Annotated in this window: 16 protein-coding genes; 8 read left to right on the top strand and 8 right to left on the bottom strand. The window is 65.7% G+C overall.

Translation table 11 applies throughout. From position 1 onward, the window contains the following. Positions 1 to 43 precede the first annotated feature (43 nt). Positions 44 to 910 carry a transporter substrate-binding domain-containing protein gene (locus DL891_RS03015; protein WP_111718946.1) on the bottom strand — a complete coding sequence of 289 codons (867 nt, stop codon included), beginning with the start codon at positions 908 to 910 and terminating at the stop codon, positions 44 to 46. 236 nt (positions 911 to 1,146) lie between these two features. Here DL891_RS03015 and DL891_RS03010 point away from each other — a divergent pair, with 236 nt between their 5' ends. After that, positions 1,147 to 2,085, top strand: coding sequence for an Lrp/AsnC family transcriptional regulator (locus DL891_RS03010; RefSeq protein ID WP_111719114.1), 939 nt, complete (start codon positions 1,147 to 1,149; stop codon positions 2,083 to 2,085). Between the two features lie 146 nt (positions 2,086 to 2,231). On the opposite strand, the gene DL891_RS03005 is transcribed toward DL891_RS03010, so the two are convergent. From DL891_RS03005 to DL891_RS02995, 3 genes are all read right to left on the bottom strand, one after another. Then, positions 2,232 to 3,215 (bottom strand): diaminopimelate dehydrogenase, encoded by a 984-nt coding sequence (locus DL891_RS03005; protein WP_111719113.1) that lies wholly within the window; start codon positions 3,213 to 3,215, stop codon positions 2,232 to 2,234. 72 nt (positions 3,216 to 3,287) lie between these two features. After that, on the bottom strand, positions 3,288 to 5,528 hold the full coding sequence (locus DL891_RS03000) for a cation-translocating P-type ATPase (protein WP_111718945.1): 2,241 nt from the start codon (positions 5,526 to 5,528) through the stop codon (positions 3,288 to 3,290). A gap of 49 nt (positions 5,529 to 5,577) precedes the next feature. Next, the gene (locus DL891_RS02995) at positions 5,578 to 5,790 is read right to left on the bottom strand and encodes a heavy-metal-associated domain-containing protein (RefSeq protein ID WP_111718944.1); all 213 of its coding nucleotides are present in this window, start codon (positions 5,788 to 5,790) and stop codon (positions 5,578 to 5,580) included. Between the two features lie 284 nt (positions 5,791 to 6,074). Between DL891_RS02995 and DL891_RS02990 the strand changes: the two genes are divergently transcribed. After that, the gene (locus DL891_RS02990) at positions 6,075 to 7,559 is read left to right on the top strand and encodes an NAD(P)-binding domain-containing protein (protein ID WP_368665615.1); all 1,485 of its coding nucleotides are present in this window, start codon (positions 6,075 to 6,077) and stop codon (positions 7,557 to 7,559) included. A 49-nt stretch (positions 7,560 to 7,608) separates the two neighbouring features. On the opposite strand, the gene DL891_RS02985 is transcribed toward DL891_RS02990, so the two are convergent. Then, a complete protein-coding gene (locus DL891_RS02985) occupies positions 7,609 to 9,300 on the bottom strand; it encodes a CocE/NonD family hydrolase (RefSeq protein ID WP_198668745.1) in 1,692 nt (563 codons plus the stop codon). Positions 9,301 to 9,463: 163 nt separating this feature from the next. On the opposite strand from DL891_RS02985, the gene DL891_RS02980 reads away from it, so the two are divergent. Next, the gene (locus DL891_RS02980; protein ID WP_111719111.1) at positions 9,464 to 10,852 is read left to right on the top strand and encodes a sigma 54-interacting transcriptional regulator; all 1,389 of its coding nucleotides are present in this window, start codon (positions 9,464 to 9,466) and stop codon (positions 10,850 to 10,852) included. Further along, the gene (locus tag DL891_RS02975; protein WP_111718942.1) at positions 10,845 to 12,866 is read left to right on the top strand and encodes a VWA domain-containing protein; all 2,022 of its coding nucleotides are present in this window, start codon (positions 10,845 to 10,847) and stop codon (positions 12,864 to 12,866) included. The genes DL891_RS02980 and DL891_RS02975 overlap by 8 nt, the downstream gene beginning before the upstream one ends. A gap of 39 nt (positions 12,867 to 12,905) precedes the next feature. On the opposite strand, the gene DL891_RS02970 is transcribed toward DL891_RS02975, so the two are convergent. After that, positions 12,906 to 13,568 (bottom strand): YigZ family protein, encoded by a 663-nt coding sequence (locus DL891_RS02970; RefSeq protein ID WP_111718941.1) that lies wholly within the window; start codon positions 13,566 to 13,568, stop codon positions 12,906 to 12,908. A 70-nt stretch (positions 13,569 to 13,638) separates the two neighbouring features. Next, positions 13,639 to 15,216, bottom strand: coding sequence for a glycerol-3-phosphate dehydrogenase/oxidase (locus tag DL891_RS02965; protein WP_111718940.1), 1,578 nt, complete (start codon positions 15,214 to 15,216; stop codon positions 13,639 to 13,641). A 17-nt stretch (positions 15,217 to 15,233) separates the two neighbouring features. Here DL891_RS02965 and DL891_RS02960 point away from each other — a divergent pair, with 17 nt between their 5' ends. After that, the gene (locus DL891_RS02960) at positions 15,234 to 16,931 is read left to right on the top strand and encodes an FAD-binding oxidoreductase (protein WP_111718939.1); all 1,698 of its coding nucleotides are present in this window, start codon (positions 15,234 to 15,236) and stop codon (positions 16,929 to 16,931) included. On the opposite strand, the gene DL891_RS02955 is transcribed toward DL891_RS02960, so the two are convergent. After that, complete coding sequence (locus tag DL891_RS02955; protein ID WP_111718938.1) at positions 16,900 to 17,556, bottom strand: DUF4386 family protein; 657 nt, start codon at positions 17,554 to 17,556, stop codon at positions 16,900 to 16,902. The two genes, DL891_RS02960 and DL891_RS02955, sit on opposite strands and share 32 nt — an antisense overlap. A gap of 171 nt (positions 17,557 to 17,727) precedes the next feature. Here DL891_RS02955 and DL891_RS02950 point away from each other — a divergent pair, with 171 nt between their 5' ends. From DL891_RS02950 to DL891_RS02940, 3 genes are all read left to right on the top strand, one after another. Next, positions 17,728 to 18,924: a sensor histidine kinase gene (locus tag DL891_RS02950; RefSeq protein ID WP_157962361.1), complete on the top strand. Its 1,197-nt coding sequence runs from the start codon at positions 17,728 to 17,730 to the stop codon at positions 18,922 to 18,924. After that, on the top strand, positions 18,921 to 19,589 hold the full coding sequence (locus DL891_RS02945) for a response regulator transcription factor (protein WP_111718936.1): 669 nt from the start codon (positions 18,921 to 18,923) through the stop codon (positions 19,587 to 19,589). The genes DL891_RS02950 and DL891_RS02945 overlap by 4 nt, the downstream gene beginning before the upstream one ends. Before the next feature lie 598 nt (positions 19,590 to 20,187). Beyond that, positions 20,188 to 21,600, top strand: a complete 1,413-nt coding sequence (locus tag DL891_RS02940; RefSeq protein ID WP_198668744.1) for an HNH endonuclease signature motif containing protein — start codon at positions 20,188 to 20,190, stop codon at positions 21,598 to 21,600. Positions 21,601 to 21,701 lie beyond the last annotated feature (101 nt).

Here is a 21,701-nt window from a genome sequence, read left to right as displayed (position 1 = left end):
CGATGGGTGGTCACCTGGCGGTGACCACCCAGTCGCGGATGAATCAGTAGACGTCGAGGATCGACGCGTCGAGGTTGTACTCGGCGGCGATCTTCGCAAAGGTGCCATCGTCGTACAGCGTGCGAAGTGCCTTGGCAATCTCGGGGGTGAGCTTTCCGTCCTTCGGAGTGAAGACGCCGAACGTGGTGTCGGGTTCGAAGACACCGTTCGCGACCGTCAGTTTGCCCTCGTTCTGGCTAGACATGTACGCAGCGGCGACGTTGGTCTCCACCAAGACGTCGGCCTTTCCGTTGAGCACGGCCAAGACGGTTTCGGCCGTCTTCGGGTAGTCCGTGTGCTTGATCGCATCCTTGCCGTCGTCGACGCACTTCTTGCTGAGCGCTTCCACGCTTGCGGAGTTGCTCGAAGCAGACTGCGTGACGACTTTGAGGCCGCACAGGTCTTCAGACTTCGACAACGTGGCGGCCAGATCTGGCGCGGCCAGGGCGGCGGGGCCCGCGTTCATGACGGCGTTCGCATCGGCGATCTGAAGACGCTCCTCGCTCATGTAGAGCCCGCCGAAGATCACGTCACATTTTCCTGATTGAAGTCCGGGCATGAGGCCGTCGAATGACGTCACCTCGAACTTGGAATCAACGCCCCAGAGCTTTGCGATTGCACGCACCCCGTCAGCGTCGAACCCGATGATGTCGCCGCCGGTCGAATCGGCGTAATACTCCAGAGGCGGATACTCGGGGTCGATGCAGGCAGTGAATGTGCCTTCCTTGACCAGGCCCGTGGGAGCGTTCGCCCCGGCGGGGTTGGCACTGTCCGAAGCCGGCTGATCGGCGGCAGGGGTTCCTGCGGCGCAACCTGCGAGCACGAGGGCGAGGGATACGCCTGCGACGAGGCCCATCATTGACTTTTTCATTGCTTCTCCATTGACGGCATTGGGTTCTCACCGGGTACTGTCCCGATTCGGTGTTGGGATAGACACCATTGTGGACAGCACTTCTCCGGATTGTCAAGACAACTTTGCGGCAAGATTCCCCAAACGTTGTAATCATGCCGAATAACTTCGAATAATTGATCACACTATTTGGCCAAACCGGATAGGTGAGCGCAAAGTTGTGACTATCTCTGAGGTGTTGCGTTACAGTGGGGATCGTGGATGAACTCACCGAACAGTCCCTGGCCCTGTTGAAGCGAGACGGCAGGGCCTCCTTCAGCGATATCGCGCGCCAACTGGGCACGAATCGCACGAACATCGCGAAGCGGCTCAACCCCTTGTTGAACTCGGGGGATGTCCGGGTGGTTGCAGCGGTGCATCCGCGGTTGCTGGGGCTTCACGTCTTGGCGCACCTGAGCATTCGTGCAGAAGGCAGCACGGCCGACCTCACCGACCGGATCTGCGAGTTGGACACTCCCGTCTTCGTCTCCGAGATTGCCGGGCACTACCAGCTAGTGACCGAACTGCACACAGCCTCCATGCGTGAGCTTCAGGAAGAGATTCGTAAGATCAGGGCATTGCCCGGGGTGAGAGAACTGCAGGTCATCATCTATGAGCGGATGCTTCAGAGCTTCTTCCTCGGGGAAGAGCCCCAGATCGTCAATCTCGATATCGACAGCACCGACCTCAAGCTCATGGAACTGCTGCAAGATGATGGCCGCCTCGGTTACGCCGAACTGGGGGAGAAGGTGGGTTTGTCGATCAGCGGGTGCCGAACGAGAGTCAACCGGCTGACCGAGACCGGTGCCATGCGAATCGGGTTGCTGAGAGAGCGAGCCGATTCGACTAACCAGTTGGTGTTTGGCCTCGGATTCAGCACTGTTGGTGATCCGGAGAACGTGATTGCCCTGATCGAGGCGCAGCCGGGCACGGAGTTTATGGCCCGAACTGTCGGACGGTTCGATTTTGTGGCCACCATCGGGTTCGGCAGCCTGCATGATTTCAACGTCTTCACCGAGGCAACCCGGTCACTGCCCGAGGTGCGCGTTCTCGAACAATGGCTGCACGCGCGGATCCGCAAAGAGCGATATCAACACAGCCTGCATCGAATTCGCGATGGGCATGTCGGTGATTCTGCAGTCGAGGCGTCGGGTTAGTCCCCTTTCCGGATAGGGGTGTGCTCTGCGCCGTGCCTGGCCCGGCCGCTGCGCGTTCTTTTGGGTGCACAGAACATCGTTCCGGACTCGTACGGGCGCGACGACCTATGCAACGCCCCCAGCTGCCGAAACTCCGGCAGCTCGGGCTACAGCAGCCCGGCCCGCAACTGGTCGGGTGACTTCGGCGAGAGCAGGCCCGGCGGCACGTCGAACACGGTCTTGGCCCCGATCTGGCCGAGAGCATTCATGCGGTGCGCGGCCCTCGCGTACGCCACCAGAACGCTGGCGGTGAACTCGGGGTTGCTGTCGAGCGTCAGGGCGTACTCCATCGTCTGCGTGTGCTCATCAGCCGTCGTGCCGCTGCGAATCACGAAGCCACCGTGCGGCATCGCGGAATGGTCACGCTTCAACGCTTCGAGCGAGATGAAGTTGACCTCGGTGTCGAAGTCGGCGAAGTAATCGGGCATCGTGACGATATGCTCCCGCACGGCGGCCGCGTCGGCACCGTCTTCCAGCACGACGAAACACTGTCGGGTGTGTTTGTCCCTGGTGCTCAGCGTGGGCTGGTGGCCTGCTCGAACGGAGTCGACTGCCGTCGGTTGCGGCAGCGTGTACTGCACGGCGTCGGCGACGCCGGGAACGCGGCGCAGGGCGTCAGAATGGCCCTGGCTGAGCCCACGGCCCCAGAAGGTGTAAGTGCTGCCCTCAGGAAGGATCGCTTCACCGAGAAGCCGGTTCAGCGAGAACAGGCCGGGATCCCAACCGACCGAGATCAGGGCGGTGGTGCCGTTGGCGCGAGCCGCGTGGTCGACGGCTTCGAAATGCTCGGGAATGCGCGCGTGAGTGTCGAAACTGTCGACGGTGTTGACCAACGCGGCCACTGCCGGCGACTGCTCGGGTAGGTCGGTCTGGGAGCCCCCGCAGAGGATCATCACGTCGATCTTCTCGCGGTGTTCCTCGATCGTGTCCCAAGCCAGTACGGGGGTCTCCTCTCTGGCCACAGTGACGCTTTCGGGCGGTCGCCGGGTGAAGACCGCCACCAGTTCGAGGTCTTCGGTCTGGGCGATGGCCGCTTCCACACCGCGGCCAAGGTTGCCGTAACCGGCGATGCCAATGCGAATCGGTTGCATGTTCTCTCCCTGGATCACAGGCTTTCTGCCAGATACCAACGTACAACCCGTGCCGGGTTCCCGAGAGGTTGCCTAGCGGGGATTGAGGGAGCGGAATCGGCGCAGGCGCAGGCTGTTGCCGACCACGAAGACACTGGAGAACGCCATGGCCGCCCCAGCAAGCATCGGGTTCAACAGCCCGAGGGCTGCCAATGGGATCGCGGCCACATTGTAGGCGAAGGCCCAGAAGAGGTTGCCCTTGATGGTCCTGAGAGTTCTGCGCGAGAGCCGGATCGCGTCGGCCGCGGCTCGCAGATCGCCGCGCACCAGGGTGAGGTCGGCGGCTTCGATCGCGACATCCGTGCCCGTGCCCATCGCCAGACCCAGGTCGGCGGTTGCCAATGCGGCCGCGTCGTTGACGCCGTCGCCGACCATCGCCACCACTTTGCCCGCGGACTGCAGCCGTTCGATCACGGCGACCTTCTCTTGGGGCATCACCTCGGCGTACACCTCGGTGATGCCGACCTGGCCCGCGATCTCGTCGGCGACCGCCTTGTTGTCGCCGGTGAGCAGCACCGGCGTGAGTCCGAGCGTTCGAAACTGGGCGATCGCCTCCGCGCTGGTTGGCTTCAGCGCATCGGCGACCGTGAGCACTCCGCGCGCCCGACCATCCCAGGCGACCAGCACTGCGGTCTGGCCGGCAGCCTCCGCGGCCGCCTTCGCCGCGGCGAGCTCTGGTTCGATCTCGAGCGTCCAGTCGGCCATCAGCGTGTCACGCCCGACCAGCACCAGTTCGCCGTCGACGATGCCCTGCACGCCCTTGCCGGGCACGTTCTCAAACGACTCGACTGCAGGAAGTTCGCCCACCTTTTCGGCCGCCCCGTCGGCGATCGCCTGGGCGATCGGGTGCTCGGAGTAGTGCTCTACAGCGCCGGCCCGACGCAGCAGTTCGGTCTCGGTGGTGCCCGTGCCGATATGCACCCCGCCGAGCGTCATCCGGCCGGTGGTGACGGTGCCGGTCTTGTCAAGCACGATGGTGTCGACCTTGCGGGTGGACTCGAGAACCTCGGGCCCCCTGATCAGGATGCCCAATTGGGCTCCACGCCCGGTACCGACCAGCAACGCAGTGGGGGTCGCAAGACCCAGCGCACACGGGCAGGCGATGATCAGTACGGCCACGGCCGCGGTGAACGCAGCCTGCGCCGGGAATCCGAGCAGCAGCCAGACCGCCAGGGTCACCAACGCGATGCCGATCACGATTGGTACAAACACAGAAGAAATGCGGTCGGCCAGCCGCTGCACGTCCGCCTTCCCCGACTGGGCGTTCTCCACCAGGGCGGCCATCTGCGCCAACTGGGTATCGGCGCCCACGCGGGTGGCGCGCACGAGCAGCCGGCCTCCGGCATTGATCGTGGCGCCGACCACGGTGTCGCCCTCCGCCACCTCGACCGGTACTGATTCACCGGTGAGCATGCTGGCGTCGATCGCGCTCGCGCCTTCAACCACCACCCCGTCGGTGGCCACCTTCTCACCCGGTCGCACGATGAACTCATCGCCCACCACCAGATCAGCAATGGGGATGCGCACGGAGGCGCCGTCGCGCATGACCGCCACGTCTTTCGCCCCCAGCTCGAGCAGGGCGCGCAGGGCTGCGCCGGCTGTTCGTTTGGCGCGCTTCTCGAAATAGCGGCCCGCCAATACGAACATGGTCACACCGGCGGCGACCTCGAGGTAGATGTTCCCAGCACCATCGCTCGGCGCGATGATGAACTCGAACGCGTGCGTCATTCCGGGTTCGCCGGCGGTGCCGAGGAACAGGGCATACAGCGACCAGAGGAACGCTGCACCCGTTCCGACCGAGATGAGCGTGTCCATGGTGGCGGCGCCGTGGCGCAGGTTCACCCAGGTGGCCTGGTGGAACGGCCAGGCGGCCCAGACGATGACCGGTGCGGCCAGGGTCAATGAGGCCCATTGCCAATAGGTGAACTGAAATGCGGGAACCATCGCCAACACGATCACCGGCACCGACAGCACGATGCTGCCGATCAGGCGTTGCCGAAGGGATGTGAGCTCGTGGTCCAACGGTGTGTCCGAAGCGTCGTCAACGAGATCTGCGGACGGTGGCGTGGGGAGGTTCGCGGAATAACCAGTCTTTTCGACCTCACGGATGATCGCTTCGGAGGTGACATCGCCGGTTGCCATCACGTGAGCCTTCTCGGTGGCGTAGTTCACCGATGCCCTCACGCCGTCGAGCCGATTCAGCTTCTTCTCGATGCGCATCGCACAGGAAGCGCAGGTCATTCCCTGAATATCGAGATCAAGTTCCAGAGCCATCAGTTGCCTTCTCGTGTCGTAGCGGGCGGCCTCGCCTGGATAACGACGTTCATGATGCTCGCGCGGCCTCGTAGCCGGCCTCATCCACAGCCGCGAGAACCGATTTTTCGTCGATCGCTGCGTTGCTGGAGATCCCAAGCAGCCCCGTCTTCGCGCTCACCTCGACAGCGGTCACGCCGACGATTCGTTCCACTTCTTCAGCGACGGCGCGTTCGCAGTGCGCACAGGTCATGCCGGTCACGGTATAGACGGTCTGAACCATGATGCGAGGCCTCATTCCTGATCGTTGCCAGCGGGTGTCTGCCTCCAATTGTATACCCGGTGGGGGTATCGCGCAAAGAGCTGCGGAGAGCTCCCAGTTTCTTGTTGAGCGGCGCGCGCCCAGAGAGGATTCAGACGGCCATGCTATATTTCAAGAGTTCTTCCCGCGCGAACACAGTTGCGGGATTTCTGCTGAGCAGTGGTGTTGCGACGCCTTTCGCGACTGGCTCGGCAGACGCATTTCATGGCGCCGGGCCTGGCACGATTTCCGCCCGAGGCAATGCCGTGGTGGCAGACAAGGTTGGAACCGGAGAGGAATATTTGCAGAAGCGCATCGCAATCATCGGAGCAGGACCCAGCGGAATGGCTCAGCTACGAGCCTTTGAGTCAGCGAAGCGGGCGGGGCGGGAGATTCCCGACATCGTCTGTTTCGAGAAGCAAGATGATTGGGGTGGCCAATGGAACTACGACTGGCGCACCGGTATCGACCAGTACGGCGAGCCCGTGCACTCGAGCATGTACCGCAACCTCTGGTCGAACGGGCCGAAAGAAGCGCTTGAATTCGCCGAGTACACCTTCGATGAGCACTTCGGCACGCCGATCTCGTCTTACCCGCCCCGTGAGGTTCTCTGGGAATACATCAACGGCCGGGTCGAGAAGACCGGCGTGCGCGACTACGTTCGATTCTCCACTGCGGTGCGCTGGGTGCAGTACAACGAATCCACGGGCACGTTCTTCGTGACCGTCGAAGACCTGGTCAACAAGGTCACCGAGACCTCTGAGTTCGACCACGTCATCGTCGGTTCCGGCCATTTCAACGTGCCGAACGTGCCTCACTTTGAGGGTATCGACACGTTCCCCGGCAGCCTGCGTCACGCACACGACTTCCGCGGCGCGGAGTCGTTGGCCGGCAGGGACGTGCTGCTGATCGGCGCCAGCTATTCGGCCGAGGACATCGGCGTGCAGGCATACAAGATGGGCGCCCGCTCGGTGACTTTCAGCTACCGCACCCAGCCGATGGGACTCGATTGGCCCAAAGGCATGGAAGAGTTGCCGCTGATCGACCGCTTCGAGGGTTCGGTCGCCCATTTCTCCAACGGCGTGTCGCGGCGCTTCGACGCCGTGGTGCTCTGCACCGGCTACCTGCACCACTACCCATTCCTGCCGACGGAGTTGGCGTTGGACTCGCCGAACTGTCTGTACCCCGACACGCTGTACCGTGGCGTCGTCTCCGAGAAGAACAACAAGTTGTTCTACCTCGGCGCCCAGGACCAGTGGTTCACGTTCAACATGTTCGATGCGCAGGCGTGGTTCGTGCGTGACGTCATCCTCGGCGAGGTGTCGCTGCCCGATGCGGCCACGCAGCGTGATTCGATCGACTCCTGGCTCGCCCGGCAGGATGCCCTCAGCACCACCCGGGAGCAGATCCAGTTCCAGGCCGATTACATCCGCGACCTCATTGGCGCCACCGACTACCCGATGTTCGACCTCGACACCGTGGTCGAAATCTTCGTGCAGTGGACGCAGGACAAGCAGACCAATGTGCTCACCTATCGCGACGGCCGGCACCGCTCGGTGATGACCGGAACCATGGCGGCCCGGCACCACACGCCGTGGCTGCGGGAGTTGGACGACTCAAGCGAGCGCTACCTGTCAAAGCCCGAGCGCAGCGAGTTGTCGAACATGGTGGACGGCCCGCACACCGAACCGGTCACGATGCAGGTTCGGGTGACCCCAGCGGTTGCCTCGGAGCAGGCGAAGGCCGTCTGAGGGCGGCAACACACTCTATGCACGGCGACGGGGAGACCCGTCGTCGTTGCTAAATCTCCTGCGTGGCGGCCGGCACCACCGGCACGAGCAGTCTCGAGGGGTGCTCGCCGCCAAAGTGCACGATCCCGTAACCTGGCTCACTGGGCACATAGTGCGCCGGAAAGTGGCCGAACAGGGGATTGCGCGGTTGGAGGTAGCGTCCGGCGACGAGAACGCGCAGCTCGTCTCCGGCCCGGAACAGCGTCGATGAGCCGGTGAGTGGAATCTCCAGGGGAACGATCTCGCCATGGGCGAGCGGCTGCGCCGTGCGAAAGGTGTGCTCGGGCTGCTGGGGCGTCGAGAGGTCCTCGTCGAGTTCGCGCAGAGCTACGCGCAGCCGGCCGGAGGCGACGCAGTCACGGCCGTAGCCATACGACCCCTCGAAGTCCACTGCACGACCGGCCCGGCGCTTCTCGACCCCGACGAAGATGTTGGCGTCGTCGACACGCTCCAACGACAGCCAGACCTTCAAGGCCAGGGGGCCGGTGAGCTCGACATTCTCACCGACGGTCCAGGTGAACGCGGCCGCCGTGCGCCTCAGCTCGAACCGGATCCTTCCTTCGTCACCCGGCGACGGCCGCAAGACTCCTTCGTCGGCCAGATACAGGTCTGTCCAGACGGTGCGGGCCAACGGCCACTCCTGCTCGGCGCGGACCGCGACGATCTCGTGGGCACTCTCCCGCACTTCGAGGCGTAGTGGTGGCAACGTGGGCACATCCTTCTGCTTCAGGTAGCGGTCGAAGAACTGCAGTTGCGCCGTGCGAGCGGGTTCGCCATAAAAGGTCGACCACTTCGGGCCGCGGTGGGCGTAGGCGAACCGATCCGTCGAGCCGACCCGCTGGAACGCGCGCATCGACCCGGAGCTGTGCACGTTGTCATCTGAGAAGCTGGTGCAGACGAGCATCGGCACGGTGATCGCGGCGAGGTCGGGCGTGAGGGCATCCCACCACGCGTCGTGCAGCGGATGGGCCTTGCGCTCCCGGCCCAGATTGACGCGAAGCCGGGCGACGCGCATGGACATGAAGAGCCAGATCCTCGCGAAGCCGTTCTCGGTAACGCCACCGGGAGTCATGAAGTCGCGATAGGCATCTGTGAAGCCCTCCCAGGGGCAGATCGCCTTCAGGCTGGGCGGGTGGAGCGCGGCTGCCTTGTATTGCGAGATTGCGAGGTACGAGACGCCCAGCATACCGACGCTTCCCGTCGACCAGGGTTGAGCGCCGGCCCACTCGATCAGATCGACGACGTCGGCCGCCTCCGCGTCGCTGAGAAGGGAGCCGACCCCCTCCGAGGTGCCGGCTCCGCGCAGGTCGGCGTTGATGACGGCGTAGCCCTGAGAGACCCACCACACCGGGTCGGGGGCCTCCCAGCCGGTCTCGCTGGAGAATTCGACCGGTGCGGGTTGGTTCATGATGCGGTACTGAAAGTTCAGTGACCAGCCGCGCCGGGTGCGATGCGGGTGGTTGCCCTTGCCATACGGATGGGCGGACAGGATGACGGGCACGGGCTCATCGCCCGGGGGCCGATATACATTGACCCGCAGGAGTACGCCGTCTTTCATCGGCACGGCAACATCGCGGTGCACCTGCAGGTCGGCGGGGGCGGGCGTCACAGCGACCGGCGGCCGGATGAACGCTGCGAGGCGCGCGCGTGCATACGTGATTCGGCCGGGGCGACGCCACGGAACATCGAGCGAAGCATCCACGATCGTCCTCCACCTGCTCTAGTGGCACTCTATTCCCGGAGCCGGCGGGATGGTAACTGCGCGTCGGCCAGCCCGGCCGAGCCTGGTTGCACCGTGGGTGGCCGCTTGATTTCGAGGTGCCGTTGGAAGCATCGGGGGTTACCCTAGACAGGTGACCGATCAGGTGACGCGGGCCCCCAAAATCAGTACCGTCGGAGAATTGCGCCACTCCGGCCACCTCCAGAAGGCGTTGCGGAGTGAGATTCGCGACAACCTCCTCGAAAAGCTGCGCGCCGGTGAGAATCCCTGGCCCGGTTTGCACGGCTTCGAGGACACGGTCATTCCGCAGCTGGAACGGGCACTGATCGCCGGCCATGACATCGTGCTCCTCGGGGAACGCGGCCAGGGCAAGACCCGGTTGCTGCGCACCATCGCCGGTCTGCTCGACGAGTGGACGCCGGTCATCGGCGGCTCGGAGCTCGGTGAGCACCCCTATGAACCGATCACCCATGAATCTCAGCGCCGGGCTCTGGAGTTGGGCGACGCGTTGCCGGTGGTCTGGCGACATCGTGATGAGCGTTATGTCGAGAAGCTGGCCACCCCGGACACCTCGGTGGCAGACCTCATCGGCGATGTGGACCCGATGAAGGTGGCCGAGGGTCGTTCGCTTGGTGACCCGGAAACCATCCATTTCGGACTGATCCCGCGCAGCCATCGCGGCATCGTCGCGATCAACGAATTGCCCGACCTCGCCGAACGGATCCAGGTCGCGATGCTCAATGTCATGGAGGAGCGCGACATCCAGGTTCGAGGCTATGTGCTTCGACTGCCGCTCGATGTCTTGGTCGTGGCCAGCGCCAACCCCGAGGACTACACCAACCGGGGCAGGATCATCACCCCGCTCAAAGACCGGTTCGGAGCCGAGATCCACACGCACTACCCGAGACGGATCGAGGCCGAGATCGCGGTGATCCGACAGGAGACGAACCTCGTAGCCGAGGTGCCCGACCACCTGGTGGAGATTCTGGCGCGATTCACGCGCAACCTGCGTGAGTCCAGCGCGGTTGACCAGCGCAGCGGTGTGAGCGCGCGGGTCGCGATCGCCGGGGCCGAGACGATCGCGGCCGCCGCACTGCACCGTGCGATGTCGCAGGGAGAAGACAACGCCGTCGCACGCGTGGTCGACCTCGAAGCGGCCGTCGCGGTACTCGGGGGAAAGATCGAATTCGAGACCGGTGAGGAGGGGCGGGAGTCAGAGGTGCTGGGCCACTTGTTGCGCACCGCGACCGCCGACACCGTGCGGCATTGTTTTCGCGGGGTGGACTTCTCAGTCCTGGTCGCGGTGATCGAGAACGGCGCGATGGCGCTGACAGGCGAGCAGGTTCCTGCCAGACAGTTTCTCGAGCAGTTGCCGGTTCTGGGTGAATCTAATCTCTATGAGGAGATTTGCGATCGGCTGGGAGCCACGGCGGAGGGCGAACGCGCCGCAGCGATCGAGCTGGCGCTGGAGGGCCTCTACCTCTCGCGAAAGATCGGAAAGGATGCCGAAGGGGGCGAGACCATCTATGGCTGAGATCCGTTCACGTTTCCACCGCTACGAGGGCGGGGACCCACTCGCCGGGCCGGTCGAGATCGCCGAGGCACTCGACGCCATCGGCGAGTCCGTGATGGCGGGCAGTTCGCCCGAACGTGCGCTGAACGAATTTCTGCGAAGGGGAGGGCGCGGGCAGAGCGGACTCGACGATCTTGCCCGCCGGGTGGCCAAGCGGCGGCGCATGCTGCTCCGTCGACACAACCTCGATGGCACCCTCGAGCAGGCCAGGCAACTGTTGGAGCATGCAGTGCTGGAGGAGCGCAAGCAGTTGGCGCGCGACACGGAAATGGACGACGACCTGAGGGAATTCGCCCAGCTTCGCCTGGACAGCCTGCCCCCATCCACTGCGGCCGCGGTGCAGGAGTTGAGCGACTATGCGTGGCAGTCGCGCCAGGCTCGGGCTGACTACGAGAAGATCAAAGACCTGCTCGGGAGGGAACTGCTTGATCAACGATTCGCCGGTCTGAAGAAGGCGCTGGAGAATGCCACCGACGAAGACCGGGTGGCCATCAACCAGATGCTCGGCGACCTGAACGCTCTGCTGGAAAAGCACCGCCTGGGGGAGGACACCCCGCACGACTTCGACGATTTCATGGACAAGCACGGCGACTATTTTCCTGAGCACCCGCAGAACATCGATGAATTGATCGACGCCCTGGCGCAGCGCGCGGCGGCAGCCCAACGGATGCTCAACTCGATGACGACCGAGCAGCGCGAAGAACTGATGCAGCTCTCGGCGCAGGCCTTCGGCACACCCCAGCTGATGTCGACGCTGACGCAACTGGATGCGAACCTGCGGGCCTTGCGGCCTGGGGAGAACTGGGGCGGCTCCGAGAGTTTCGGAGGGGACGAGCCACTCGGCCTCGGAGACGGGACAGGGGTGCTGCAGGACATCGCGGAGCTCGACGAACTGACCGAACAGCTTTCCCAGTCGCACCGCGACGCCCGGATGGAAGATGTTGACCTGGACAGTCTCTCCCGCCAGCTCGGGGGCGATGCCGCCGTCGCAGCAAACACACTGCGCGAGCTGGAGAAGGCGCTGCGCGAGACCGGAACACTGCGCCGCGACTGGTCGGGGAAGCTCACCCTCACCCCCAAGGCGATGCGTCAACTCGGCAGATCTCTGCTGCGTGACATTGCGACGCGCATGTCAGGTCGAACCGGGCAGCGCGAACTTCGCCAGTCCGGCGCGGCGGGGGAGATCTCGGGCGCCACGCGGGCGTGGGAGTTCGGCGACACGGAGCCCTGGGACATCCCGCGCACACTGCTCAACAGTTTTCAGCGTCGCGCCGGCGGGGGCAACGGTCCGTTGATCGCCGTCGACGACATCGAGATCGCAGAGACCGAGGCACGCACCCAGGCGGCGGTCGCCTTGTTGGTCGACACGTCGTTCTCGATGGAGATGGACGGCCGGTGGGTGCCGATGAAGCGCACCGCGCTCGCCCTGCACACCCTGATCCGGTCCCGTTTTCGCGGCGACCACCTGCAGTTGATCGGGTTCGCCCGCTTCGCGCAGGTGATGGAAATCGAACAGATCACCGCTCTGGAAGCGGAGTGGGACAAAGGCACCAACTTGCATCACGCGCTGTTGCTGGCCAATCGCCACTTCCGCAACCATCCGGACTCGCAACCGGTGCTGCTCATCGTCACCGACGGTGAGCCGACCTCCCACCTGGAGGCCGGCGGTGAGGCTTCTTTTTCCTACCCGCCGCACCCGCTGACCATCGCGCACACCCTCCACGAACTCGACAACTCGAAGCGGTTGGGCGCCCAGACCACGTTCTTCCGACTGGGAGACGACCCGGGTCTTGCCCGGTTCATGGACACGATTGCGCGCCGGGTCTCAGGACGGGTCATCGCCCCGGAGCTCGACGGTCTCGATGCCACGGTCGTGGAATCGTACCTCGGCTCCCGGGGGCCGACGTCGGAGCGCGGCACGGACGATGCGGGCGGTGACTGGTTTGCCGGACGAGGCTTCTGGGTGGGCGGATGACCGAAGCCGCTGGTCCCGCCCTCCAACCGTTCGAAGCCGTCAATGCGCAGCCGGCTCGACGTCGATCCAGCGGGTGCCTCGGGGCTTGATCACTGCCCGACCCGCGGTCAGGTCGGCAACAATGGCCGAGAGGGCGTCACCGTCGGGATGGCTGAGCATCAGTTCGACCTCTTCCCCGTAACCTGCCTTCACCACCTCGACGCGGCGAGAGCGCAGTTCGGCTTCGACCTGCCCTGCGGTCGCGTGGTCGAGTGTGAGCGCAAAGAGCGCCTGCTCGGTTCGTCGCACCACCAGGCTGTTGTTCTGTGCGAGCTCGATCGCTGCCACCACGGCCTCGGAATAGGCGCGGGCCAGACCGCCGGCACCGAGGAGCACGCCGCCGAAATAGCGGGTCACAACGGCGATGCTGTCGATGAAACCAGCCCCCTGCAACGCGGCCAAAATGGGAGCCCCGGCAGTGCCGGAAGGTTCCCCGTCGTCGTTGGAGCGGCGGATCTGGTCTGCCGAACCATTCGCGCCGAGCACGAAGGCGGTGCAATGATGGCGGGCCTTCCAATGTTCGCGCCGAGCCTCGTCGACCACCAACCGCGCCTCCTCCTCACGCTCGACCCGTACGAGCCTCGTCAGGAAGCGCGAGCGTTTGATCTCGATCGCGGCGTCGACACGGGCGCCGACGCCGCCGCGCAGGGTCAGGTTCTGCATGTTCCCACTCTGGCATCATTGGAGAACCTGAACCGATATTGCCCGGCATTGGGTACTGATGCGAGGCTATTCAGCCTGATTGCAGAAGCTCGCGGCCGCGGCCCAGAATGCGCTCGGCCCTCTCACGCGCCCGGGCTGCCTCCGTCGGAACCAGGCTCAGCCGGGTGCGGCGCTCCAACAGGTCATCGATGTCGCTCGCCCCCTCGGCCAGAACACCGAACAGCAGTTCCTCGCCCAGAACCGGGCAGCCCTCGTACAACGGCCCGGCCACATCGGGAATCTGGCCGGCGAGTGCTGCGACCTCCGGAGCCTCTGTGCCGAACCGGCGTACCAGCCGGGCAGCCGATCGCGCACGCAGGTGAGCCAGGTAGCGCGCGTCTGCGGCACCCACCAGCGGCAAGCGGCGCGTTCGGCAGGGGTTATCGCCGGAGTCGATTCTGGCCACGGCGGCGTCGACCGCATCCTCGGCCATGCGCCGGTACGTGGTGAGCTTGCCGCCGATGATGCTGATCGGATTCCCGGGGATGTCGTTCAAAAGGTGACGTCGGGACACATCGGCGGTGTCGCCGCCGGAGCTTGCCAGTGGTCGCAACCCGGCAAAGCTGCCGACCACGTCGCCTGGCGTGAGCGGGTGTTCCATGGTCCGGCCGACGATGTCGAGCAGAAACGCGACGTCGGAATCCGGCACCACGGGGTGACGGCCGTCCGTGGTGTGGTCTTCCTGATCGGTGATCCCGATGTAGCAGAGGCCATCCGGCTGCGGCAGGACGAATACGAACCGGCCGAAGTGGCCGGGAACCGGTGCGGTGTACGCAACCTTTGGGTGGCCCAATCGCGCGGAGCGCACCACCAGGTGTGAGCCCCGGCTGGGCAACACGCTCAACTGAGGGTCGAGGTCGGCCGCCCAGACCCCGGTTGCATTGATCACCGCCTGTGCCTCGAGAACGAGTCGGGTGTCGCTTCGCCGATCGTCGATGACCACACTCGTATCAGTGGCGCTCACCGCCCGGGCATCGCGGATGATGTGGGCTCCGAGCTTCGCCGCGGTGCGGGCGACTGCCAGAACCAGTCGGGCGTCGTCTTCGAGTTGGCCGTCGAAATAGAGAACGCCGCCGCGCAGGCTCCCCTCCGCAAGAGCCGGGGCAAGCCGGTGCGCGGTGGCCGCGTTGACGCGTCGTGGCGCCGGCAGGATGCTGCCAGGCAGGCCGGTGGCGTGCCGCATCAAATCGGCAATCGCGACCCCAACCCCCGACAGCACGTATTCGCGGCGCGGTGAGCCGTGCTCACTCGGAATCAGGAAGCCACGTCGGTGCACCAGATGTGGGGCGATGAAGCGCATCAGCCGTGCGCGTTCGATGGCGGACTCCCAGGCCACCGCAACGTCACCGCTGGCGAGGTAGCGCAGGCCCCCATGTACCAGTTTCGAGCTGAACCGGCTGGTGCCGGATGCCAGATCGTGTGACTCGACAAGGGCCACGCGCAGGCCGCGACTTGCCGCATCGAGCGCGACGCCTGCACCGGTGATCCCGCCCCCGATGACGATCACATCGAGACGGTGTTTCGCGACGTGTCTCAGCGCGATGGCGCGGGTGGCATCGTTGATCCAGGACGCCGGAAACCGGCGATCACTCTCGGGCGACGGCCACACATGACACACTGTATCCCATGGCCGACATCACCCAATCGATCGCTGATTCGGTCTGGTACGGCTGGGGAGACCCGGCCCTGGCCGAGCCGCTCAGCGAGCACGCGCTGGCCTATCTGACCGACGAGCTGCGGCTGGGCTCGATTTCGCCGACTCGTTTGCCGGTGGACCTGTCCGAGGTGCGCCTCGGCGACAGCCGATTGGATGAACGGCGACTGGCCCTGCTGCGGGACGCGGTCGGAAGCGATGCCGTGTTCACCGACCGCACCGAGCGGATCCGGCATGCTGGCGGCAAGAGCACGGTCGATCTGCTGCGCATTCGCGCAGGGGTCGCCGGTGAAGCCCCTGATGCCGTCATCTGCCCCGAGACCAGCGAGCAGGTGGCCGATCTTCTGCGGGTGTGCGCGGCGGAGAAGATCGCTGTCGTGCCGTTCGGCGGCGGCACCAGCGTTGTCGGGGGCGTCAGAGCCACGCCCGGCCGCTTCGATGCGGTGGTGAGCGTCGACCTGCATCGCCTCAACCGAATGCTGTCACTGGATCCCGTCTCACGCACCGCGGTATTTCAGGCCGGGATTCGCGGACCCGCCCTCGAGGCCGCCCTGGCCGACCGGGGGTTCACCCTCGGGCACCTGCCTCAGAGCCACCAGGAGGCGAGCCTCGGCGGCTATGCGGCCACCCGTTCGGCCGGTCAGTCATCGGCGGGATACGGGCGCAGCGACGAACTGATCACCGCGTTGCGGGTGGAGGCACCGGCCGGCACCCTGCGGCTGGGCGGTCACGCGCCCGCCTCCGCCACCGGGCCGGGCCTGCTCGACCTGCTGATCGGCAGTGAGGGCGTGTACGGCATCATCACCGAGGTGACCGTGAGTATCGTGCCGAAGCCCCTGGAGAAGGCGTTCGGGGCGTGGTCGTTCCCGTCGTTCGAGGCCGGTGCCGAGGCGCTCAGGGAGCTCATCCAGGGTGATGAGCATGGTGAGGTGCCTACCGTGTGCCGGTTGAGCGACGTCGATGAGACCGACGCGAATCTCAGGCTGGCGGGAGGGCGCAGTGTGGAGTACCTGCGGCGGTACCTGCAGATGCGGGGGCACACCCATCCGGCCCTCGGCATCTTTGTGTGGGAGGGCAGACGGGGGAGCACGGCGGCGCGCAGGCGCCGGAGCGCGCGGGTTTTTCGCAGACACGGTGGCGTGGCGGTGACGGCTTCGCCGGCGCGAGCCTGGGATCGGGGGCGGTTTCTGGCACCCTACCGACGGGACGAGCTGCTTACCCGGGGCGTGCTCGTCGAAACTCTGGAGACCGCGACCAGCTGGGCAAACCTGCATGCCACACACCGGGCGGTGCACGCTGCGATCACCGGTGCGCTCGAGATGAACGGGGCGCCGTGCCACGTGCAGACCCATATCTCGCACCTGTATCCGGGCGGCGCTTCGCTGTATTACACCTTCGTGGCCGGGATGGAGGGTGACGGTATCGAGCAATGCCTGCGGGTGAAGCGGGCCGCCTCCGAAGCCATTGTTGTGTCGGGGGCGGCAATCAGCCATCACCACGCGATCGGCAGTGACCACGCCGAGTATCTGGCCGAACAGATCGGAGCCCTGGCCGAAGACGTACTGGGTGCGGTGAAGTATGCGCTTGATCCTGTGGGCATACTGAACCCCGGCAAACTCATCCGTCTTGAGGATGGGATCAGCGATGCGACTGCTGAGGTTCCGCAATGAGCTCCTCGACCATCGCCTCTCGGCTGCGCCTGACCAGGGCCGCATAAACCCCGGCGAACCCGACCGTCAGCAATCCGTAGAGCGAAAGCACATCGAACGGCTCCGGGGCAACGAAATCGGCGACTATTGCCGCAACGATCGCGATCGCTGCCCAGAGCGGCGCGACGCGTGCGCGCCATAGTGCAACTGCGGTCAGCAGCATCCCCAGCGCGGTAAGCAGCAGCATCGGTACGACGAGCACCAGGAATGATGCACTCTCGAACATGGCGTCGGCAACCTCACTCATCGCGGCCCGGTCGGCCGCGGCGGCCATTGGGTACTGAACGAGCCCGCCGCCAACAATCGCGAGGTGCAGGATCCAGCCGGCTGCCGCGGCGATGGCCGAGACGTATCCCCACCGGGAGCCCTTCTCAGCCAGATGGTGGCCGATCAGAACGAGGGCGGGCACGAAGAGCGTGAAAGAGACCAGCAGGAGCAGATTGGCGGCGAGAAACCGGGTGCTGTTGGCCTCGATGATCGCCAGCCGTTCTGCCCCGCCTCCCGAAAGCTGCGGGAGCAGCAGCCCCGCCAGCAGCCCGGTCAGGGGTGCGGCCAGCAGGGTGGCCGGCAGGATGCGGTTCGTCATGGCAAGTCCTTTCCACGTGACGCACCGAATGTGCGACGACGCAGCCCACGTTAGGTGGCCGGGAGGGACGTCGTCGTCCGACCCTGCTCCGAAGCGAGTACGACCGTGGTTGTATTCGACAGGTCCGGTTGGATGATGCCGTGCCGGCCCCATTCGGGCTACGGTTGGCCCATGACGACGCGCCGTGGCCTCGGGAGTGCCCCTGTCGCCCTGCGTGCGCATCCGGTGGTCGCCGACGTGATTCTCGCCACGGTCCTGGTCGTTCTCGGCTGGCTGCAGCTGGTCTCTGAAGGGCTCACGCCAGGTGCCCTGGCGGGCATGGTCGCAATGACGGCTCCCGTCGCCACCCGGCGCATCGCCCCGTTGGCGTCGGTCGCCGTCGGTTGGGTCGCACTGCTGGTGCAGGAGGGGCTCGGCGCCGACGTCACCAGCCAGGGCTACGCCGCGGTGATCGCTCTGGTGATCACGGTGTATTCGGTTGCCGCACACTGTGCACGCCGCCGGGCCATCGCTGGAATAATCATCGCGCTTTCGTGCGTCTGGATCAGTATTCCGTTCGGCGCCGAGGGTCTGGATGCCCAGTTGCCCAGTTATGCATTCACCGGACTGGTGGCAGGGGCGCCGTGGGCGGTCGGGCGCATGATCCGCGGCCGCCAGGAGCGCATCGACGAATTGCGCGAGCTCTCGCGCACCCTTCAACTCGAGCGGGAGGAGCGTTCCCGGCAGGCCGTGCTTGCCGAGCGTGATCGCATGGCCAGGGAGATGCATGACGTGCTCAGCCATACGGTCAGTGTCATGGTTGTGCAGCTCGGCGGCGTGCAGGCCATCATCGACACCGACCGCGACGCCGCCCGCAGCGTGATCGAATCGGTGCGCACGATGGGCAAGGCCGCCCTGACCGAGCTTCGGTTCATGCTCGGGCTGCATGCCGACGTGCCCGACGCCCACGCGGGCGCGAACCCGGGGCTGGGACGCCTCACCGAGCTGGTCGCCCAGATGCGCGACGCGGGCCTGCCGGTCAGCGTCGACGCCGTCGGCGACATCAGCCGGCTTCCGCCGGCCGTCGACCTCGCCGCCTACCGAATCGTGCAGGAGTCGCTCACGAACACGCTGAAACACGCGCCGGGCGCCGAAGCCTTCGTGCACATCGAGGTGGATCAGGAGCGGATCGACCTGCGCATCCAGAACACGGGTTCGCCGGAAACGGCCAGTCGTGGCCCGCTTCGCACGGGCCCCGGACGCCCCGGCCACGGCATCAACGGAATGCGTGAACGGGCGCGCCTGTGCGGCGGCGAGCTCGTCGCGTGCCCAGACGCAGACCGCGGGTTCACAGTCACCGCGCACCTGCCGTTCGGGGTGGTCGGATGATCCGGGTGCTGGTGGCCGACGACCACCCGCTGGTGCGCAGTGGCTTTCGGATGATTCTCGAGGCCGAAGAGGACATCGAAGTGGTCTTCGAGGCGGCGAATGGGGGAGAGGCGGTGGCCGGAGTGCGCGCCCACAACCCGGATGTCGTGTTGATGGACGTGCGGATGCCCGGGCACGACGGCCTCGCCGCCACCCGCGACCTGGCGCAGCTCGGCCTCGCCGACCGGGTGCTCGTGCTCACCACTTTCGACGTCGACGACTATGTTCACCAGGCTTTGACGGCCGGGGCGAGCGGCTTTCTTCTGAAAGACGTCGATCCGCCCGAGTTGGTTCGGGCGGTGCGCGTGGTCGCCCGGGGCGACACCCTGCTGTCGGCGGCGATCACCCGTCGACTTGCGGACCGCTTTGCCGACGGCCCGGCACCAGATGCCCGGCGTACGGTCTTCGCGGTGCTCACCGAGCGTGAACTCGAGATCTTCAGCCTGATCGCCGGTGGGCTCAACAACGACGAGACCGCCGAGCGGTTGTTCATCAGCGTGGCCACGGTGAAGACGCACATCACCCGCATCTTCGCCAAGCTGGGCCTGCGCGATCGGCCGCAAGCGGTCATTCTCGGCTACGAGTCGGGGCTGGTGCAGCCCGGTCGCCGGCGCGACGCCGAGTAGCCGGGCGGCGGTGCTACCAGGCGCGACGCAAGCAGCGTGTGGCCCCGCGGCGAGCCCTTTTCGCGTTGGTTTCACGTTGGTTTCACGCTGGCTGAGGGCCGCTTGCGGCCGTCTCGAAGCCGCCAGGTACGAACCAGGTTGACGCGTGCGCCTCGATTTCGAGACGATTTTTCGTGCCTCAAAATCCCTCAATCAGCGAGGTGTCGCCACCGCTGACGGCGAAAACCCGAAGGCACTTCAGGAGTTTTTCTGAGAGGTGGGATGGGGCCGACGAACCTCAGATGCGTAACGGTTTGGTAACGGTTGCAGTTTGGGCTGAAATCCGCGTGTTTCCGGGGATTTTCGGGCGTCGAATGTCGGTGGTGCGGTAGACACTTGGGGCATGAACCAGCCGTTGCAGCTCCTTCAGAAAGACCTCGAGGCGTTGCGCGTGACCTGGGCGGGAGCTTTGCCGGCGTTCGCTGGATTTGGTTCGCCGGGGCTTGGTTCCGCTGGTTTTGGCACAGCGGGTTTTGAGACAGCGGAGTGGGCTGTTCCTCTGCAAACGGTCCCCTTGCCGGCTGTTCGTTGGCAGGCTGCTCCTTCGCCCACTGATTCGGTGCTCACTGATTCTGTGCAGGCCGCTGCGCCTGCGGGTGCGTCGCGCCCTGGTGCGATGCGATCAGGTGCCGATGCGGGTGCGGCACAGGCGGATCGTGTGCAGGCCGACGTGGAGCAGATGAGTGACGCCGGGCTGGTGGCCGCCACAGACACGTTGGGCCGGTTGGTGCGTGACGCGGAGGCGCTGCTGGCGCGGGTGGCCGGCGAGGTGGCGAGGCGTTCGGGGGTCGAGTTGGGCCGGGAGGGCCTGGCAAAAAGACAAGGTTTTGCGACTCCGACCCAGTTGGTGGCCGCGGCCACCGGCGGTGCCGTGGCGGGCGCCGCCCGGCTGGTGGCGGTGGGGCGGGCGACCGCCAGCCGGGTGTCGTTGACCGGGCAGCGGTTGCCCTCCAAGCATCCGGCCGTCGCGGAGGCGTTGACGGCGGGGTCGATCAGTGTGGATGCGGCCGCGGCGATCACCGCGATGTTAGATCGGGTGGCGTTGCGGGCCGATCCGGTTCAGGCGCAGGCGGTAGAGGTGATTCTGGCCGGCCGTGCGGCTGATCTGACCTTTGACCGGTTGCTGCGGGTGATCCGGGAGGCGGAGGCGCGGCTTGACCAGGACGGGGTCGAACTGCTGGAGGACCAGCTTCGTGCCGAGCGGTCATTGCACATCCGGCAAGACGGCAACGGGATGGTGCTGTTGACGGCCCGGATGGACCCAGAGACGGCGGCGCCGGTCAAAACCGCGATCGAGGCCATCGTGACCGGGCAGATCAGGGCACGCCGCGCGACGCCAGACGGGGAGCTGTGTGCGGCACCCGCGGTCGACGATGACCGGTCGATTGCGCAGTTGCAGGTCGATGCGTTGGCGATGATCGCCCGGCACGTGCTCGGCTGTTCGGGCATGCCGTCGGCGCCGGCGATGGCGGTGATCGTGCGCACCGACCTGGACACGTTGACCACCGGTCTCGGGCACGCCCGGATCGACGGACTGGACCAACCTGTGAGCGCCCGCACGGTGCGCCGGCTGGCCGCTGCCGCCGGACTCATCCCGGCGGTGCTGGGCGGGCAGAGCCTGCCGTTGGATCTGGGCCGGGTGGCCCGGTTGTTCACCTGGCCGCAACGGCTCGCGCTCGGCGAACGTGACGGCGGCTGCGCCTCGTGCGGCATCGATGTCGCCTTCACCGAGGCCCATCACATCCGCTGGTGGAAACAAGACGCCGGGCCGACGAACCTCGACAACGGTGTGCTGTTGTGCGGCCCGTGTCACACCCGGGTGCACCAGGACGGCTGGCTGATCCGGGTGAAAGACGGTCAGGTGTGGTTCATCCCGCCCCCGCATGTGGATATCGAGCAGAAACCACGGCTGGGCGGCAAGGCCCGCTTCGGGTTGCCGAAGACCGACGACACCGGCTCACCGCCGGGCTGAGCGCGGGGCGGCACGCTCACGCGGTGTCAGGCGAATTCTGCCCGTCGTGTCGATCGCGCCGCAGTGCGTGCCTCGAATAGGCAATCACAGGAATAGGCAAT

The sequence above is a fragment of the Homoserinimonas sp. OAct 916 genome, from assembly GCF_003260275.1.
Classification (GTDB): Bacteria; Actinomycetota; Actinomycetes; order Actinomycetales; family Microbacteriaceae; genus OACT-916.
This window is presented reverse-complemented; position numbering and strand designations above follow the sequence as displayed.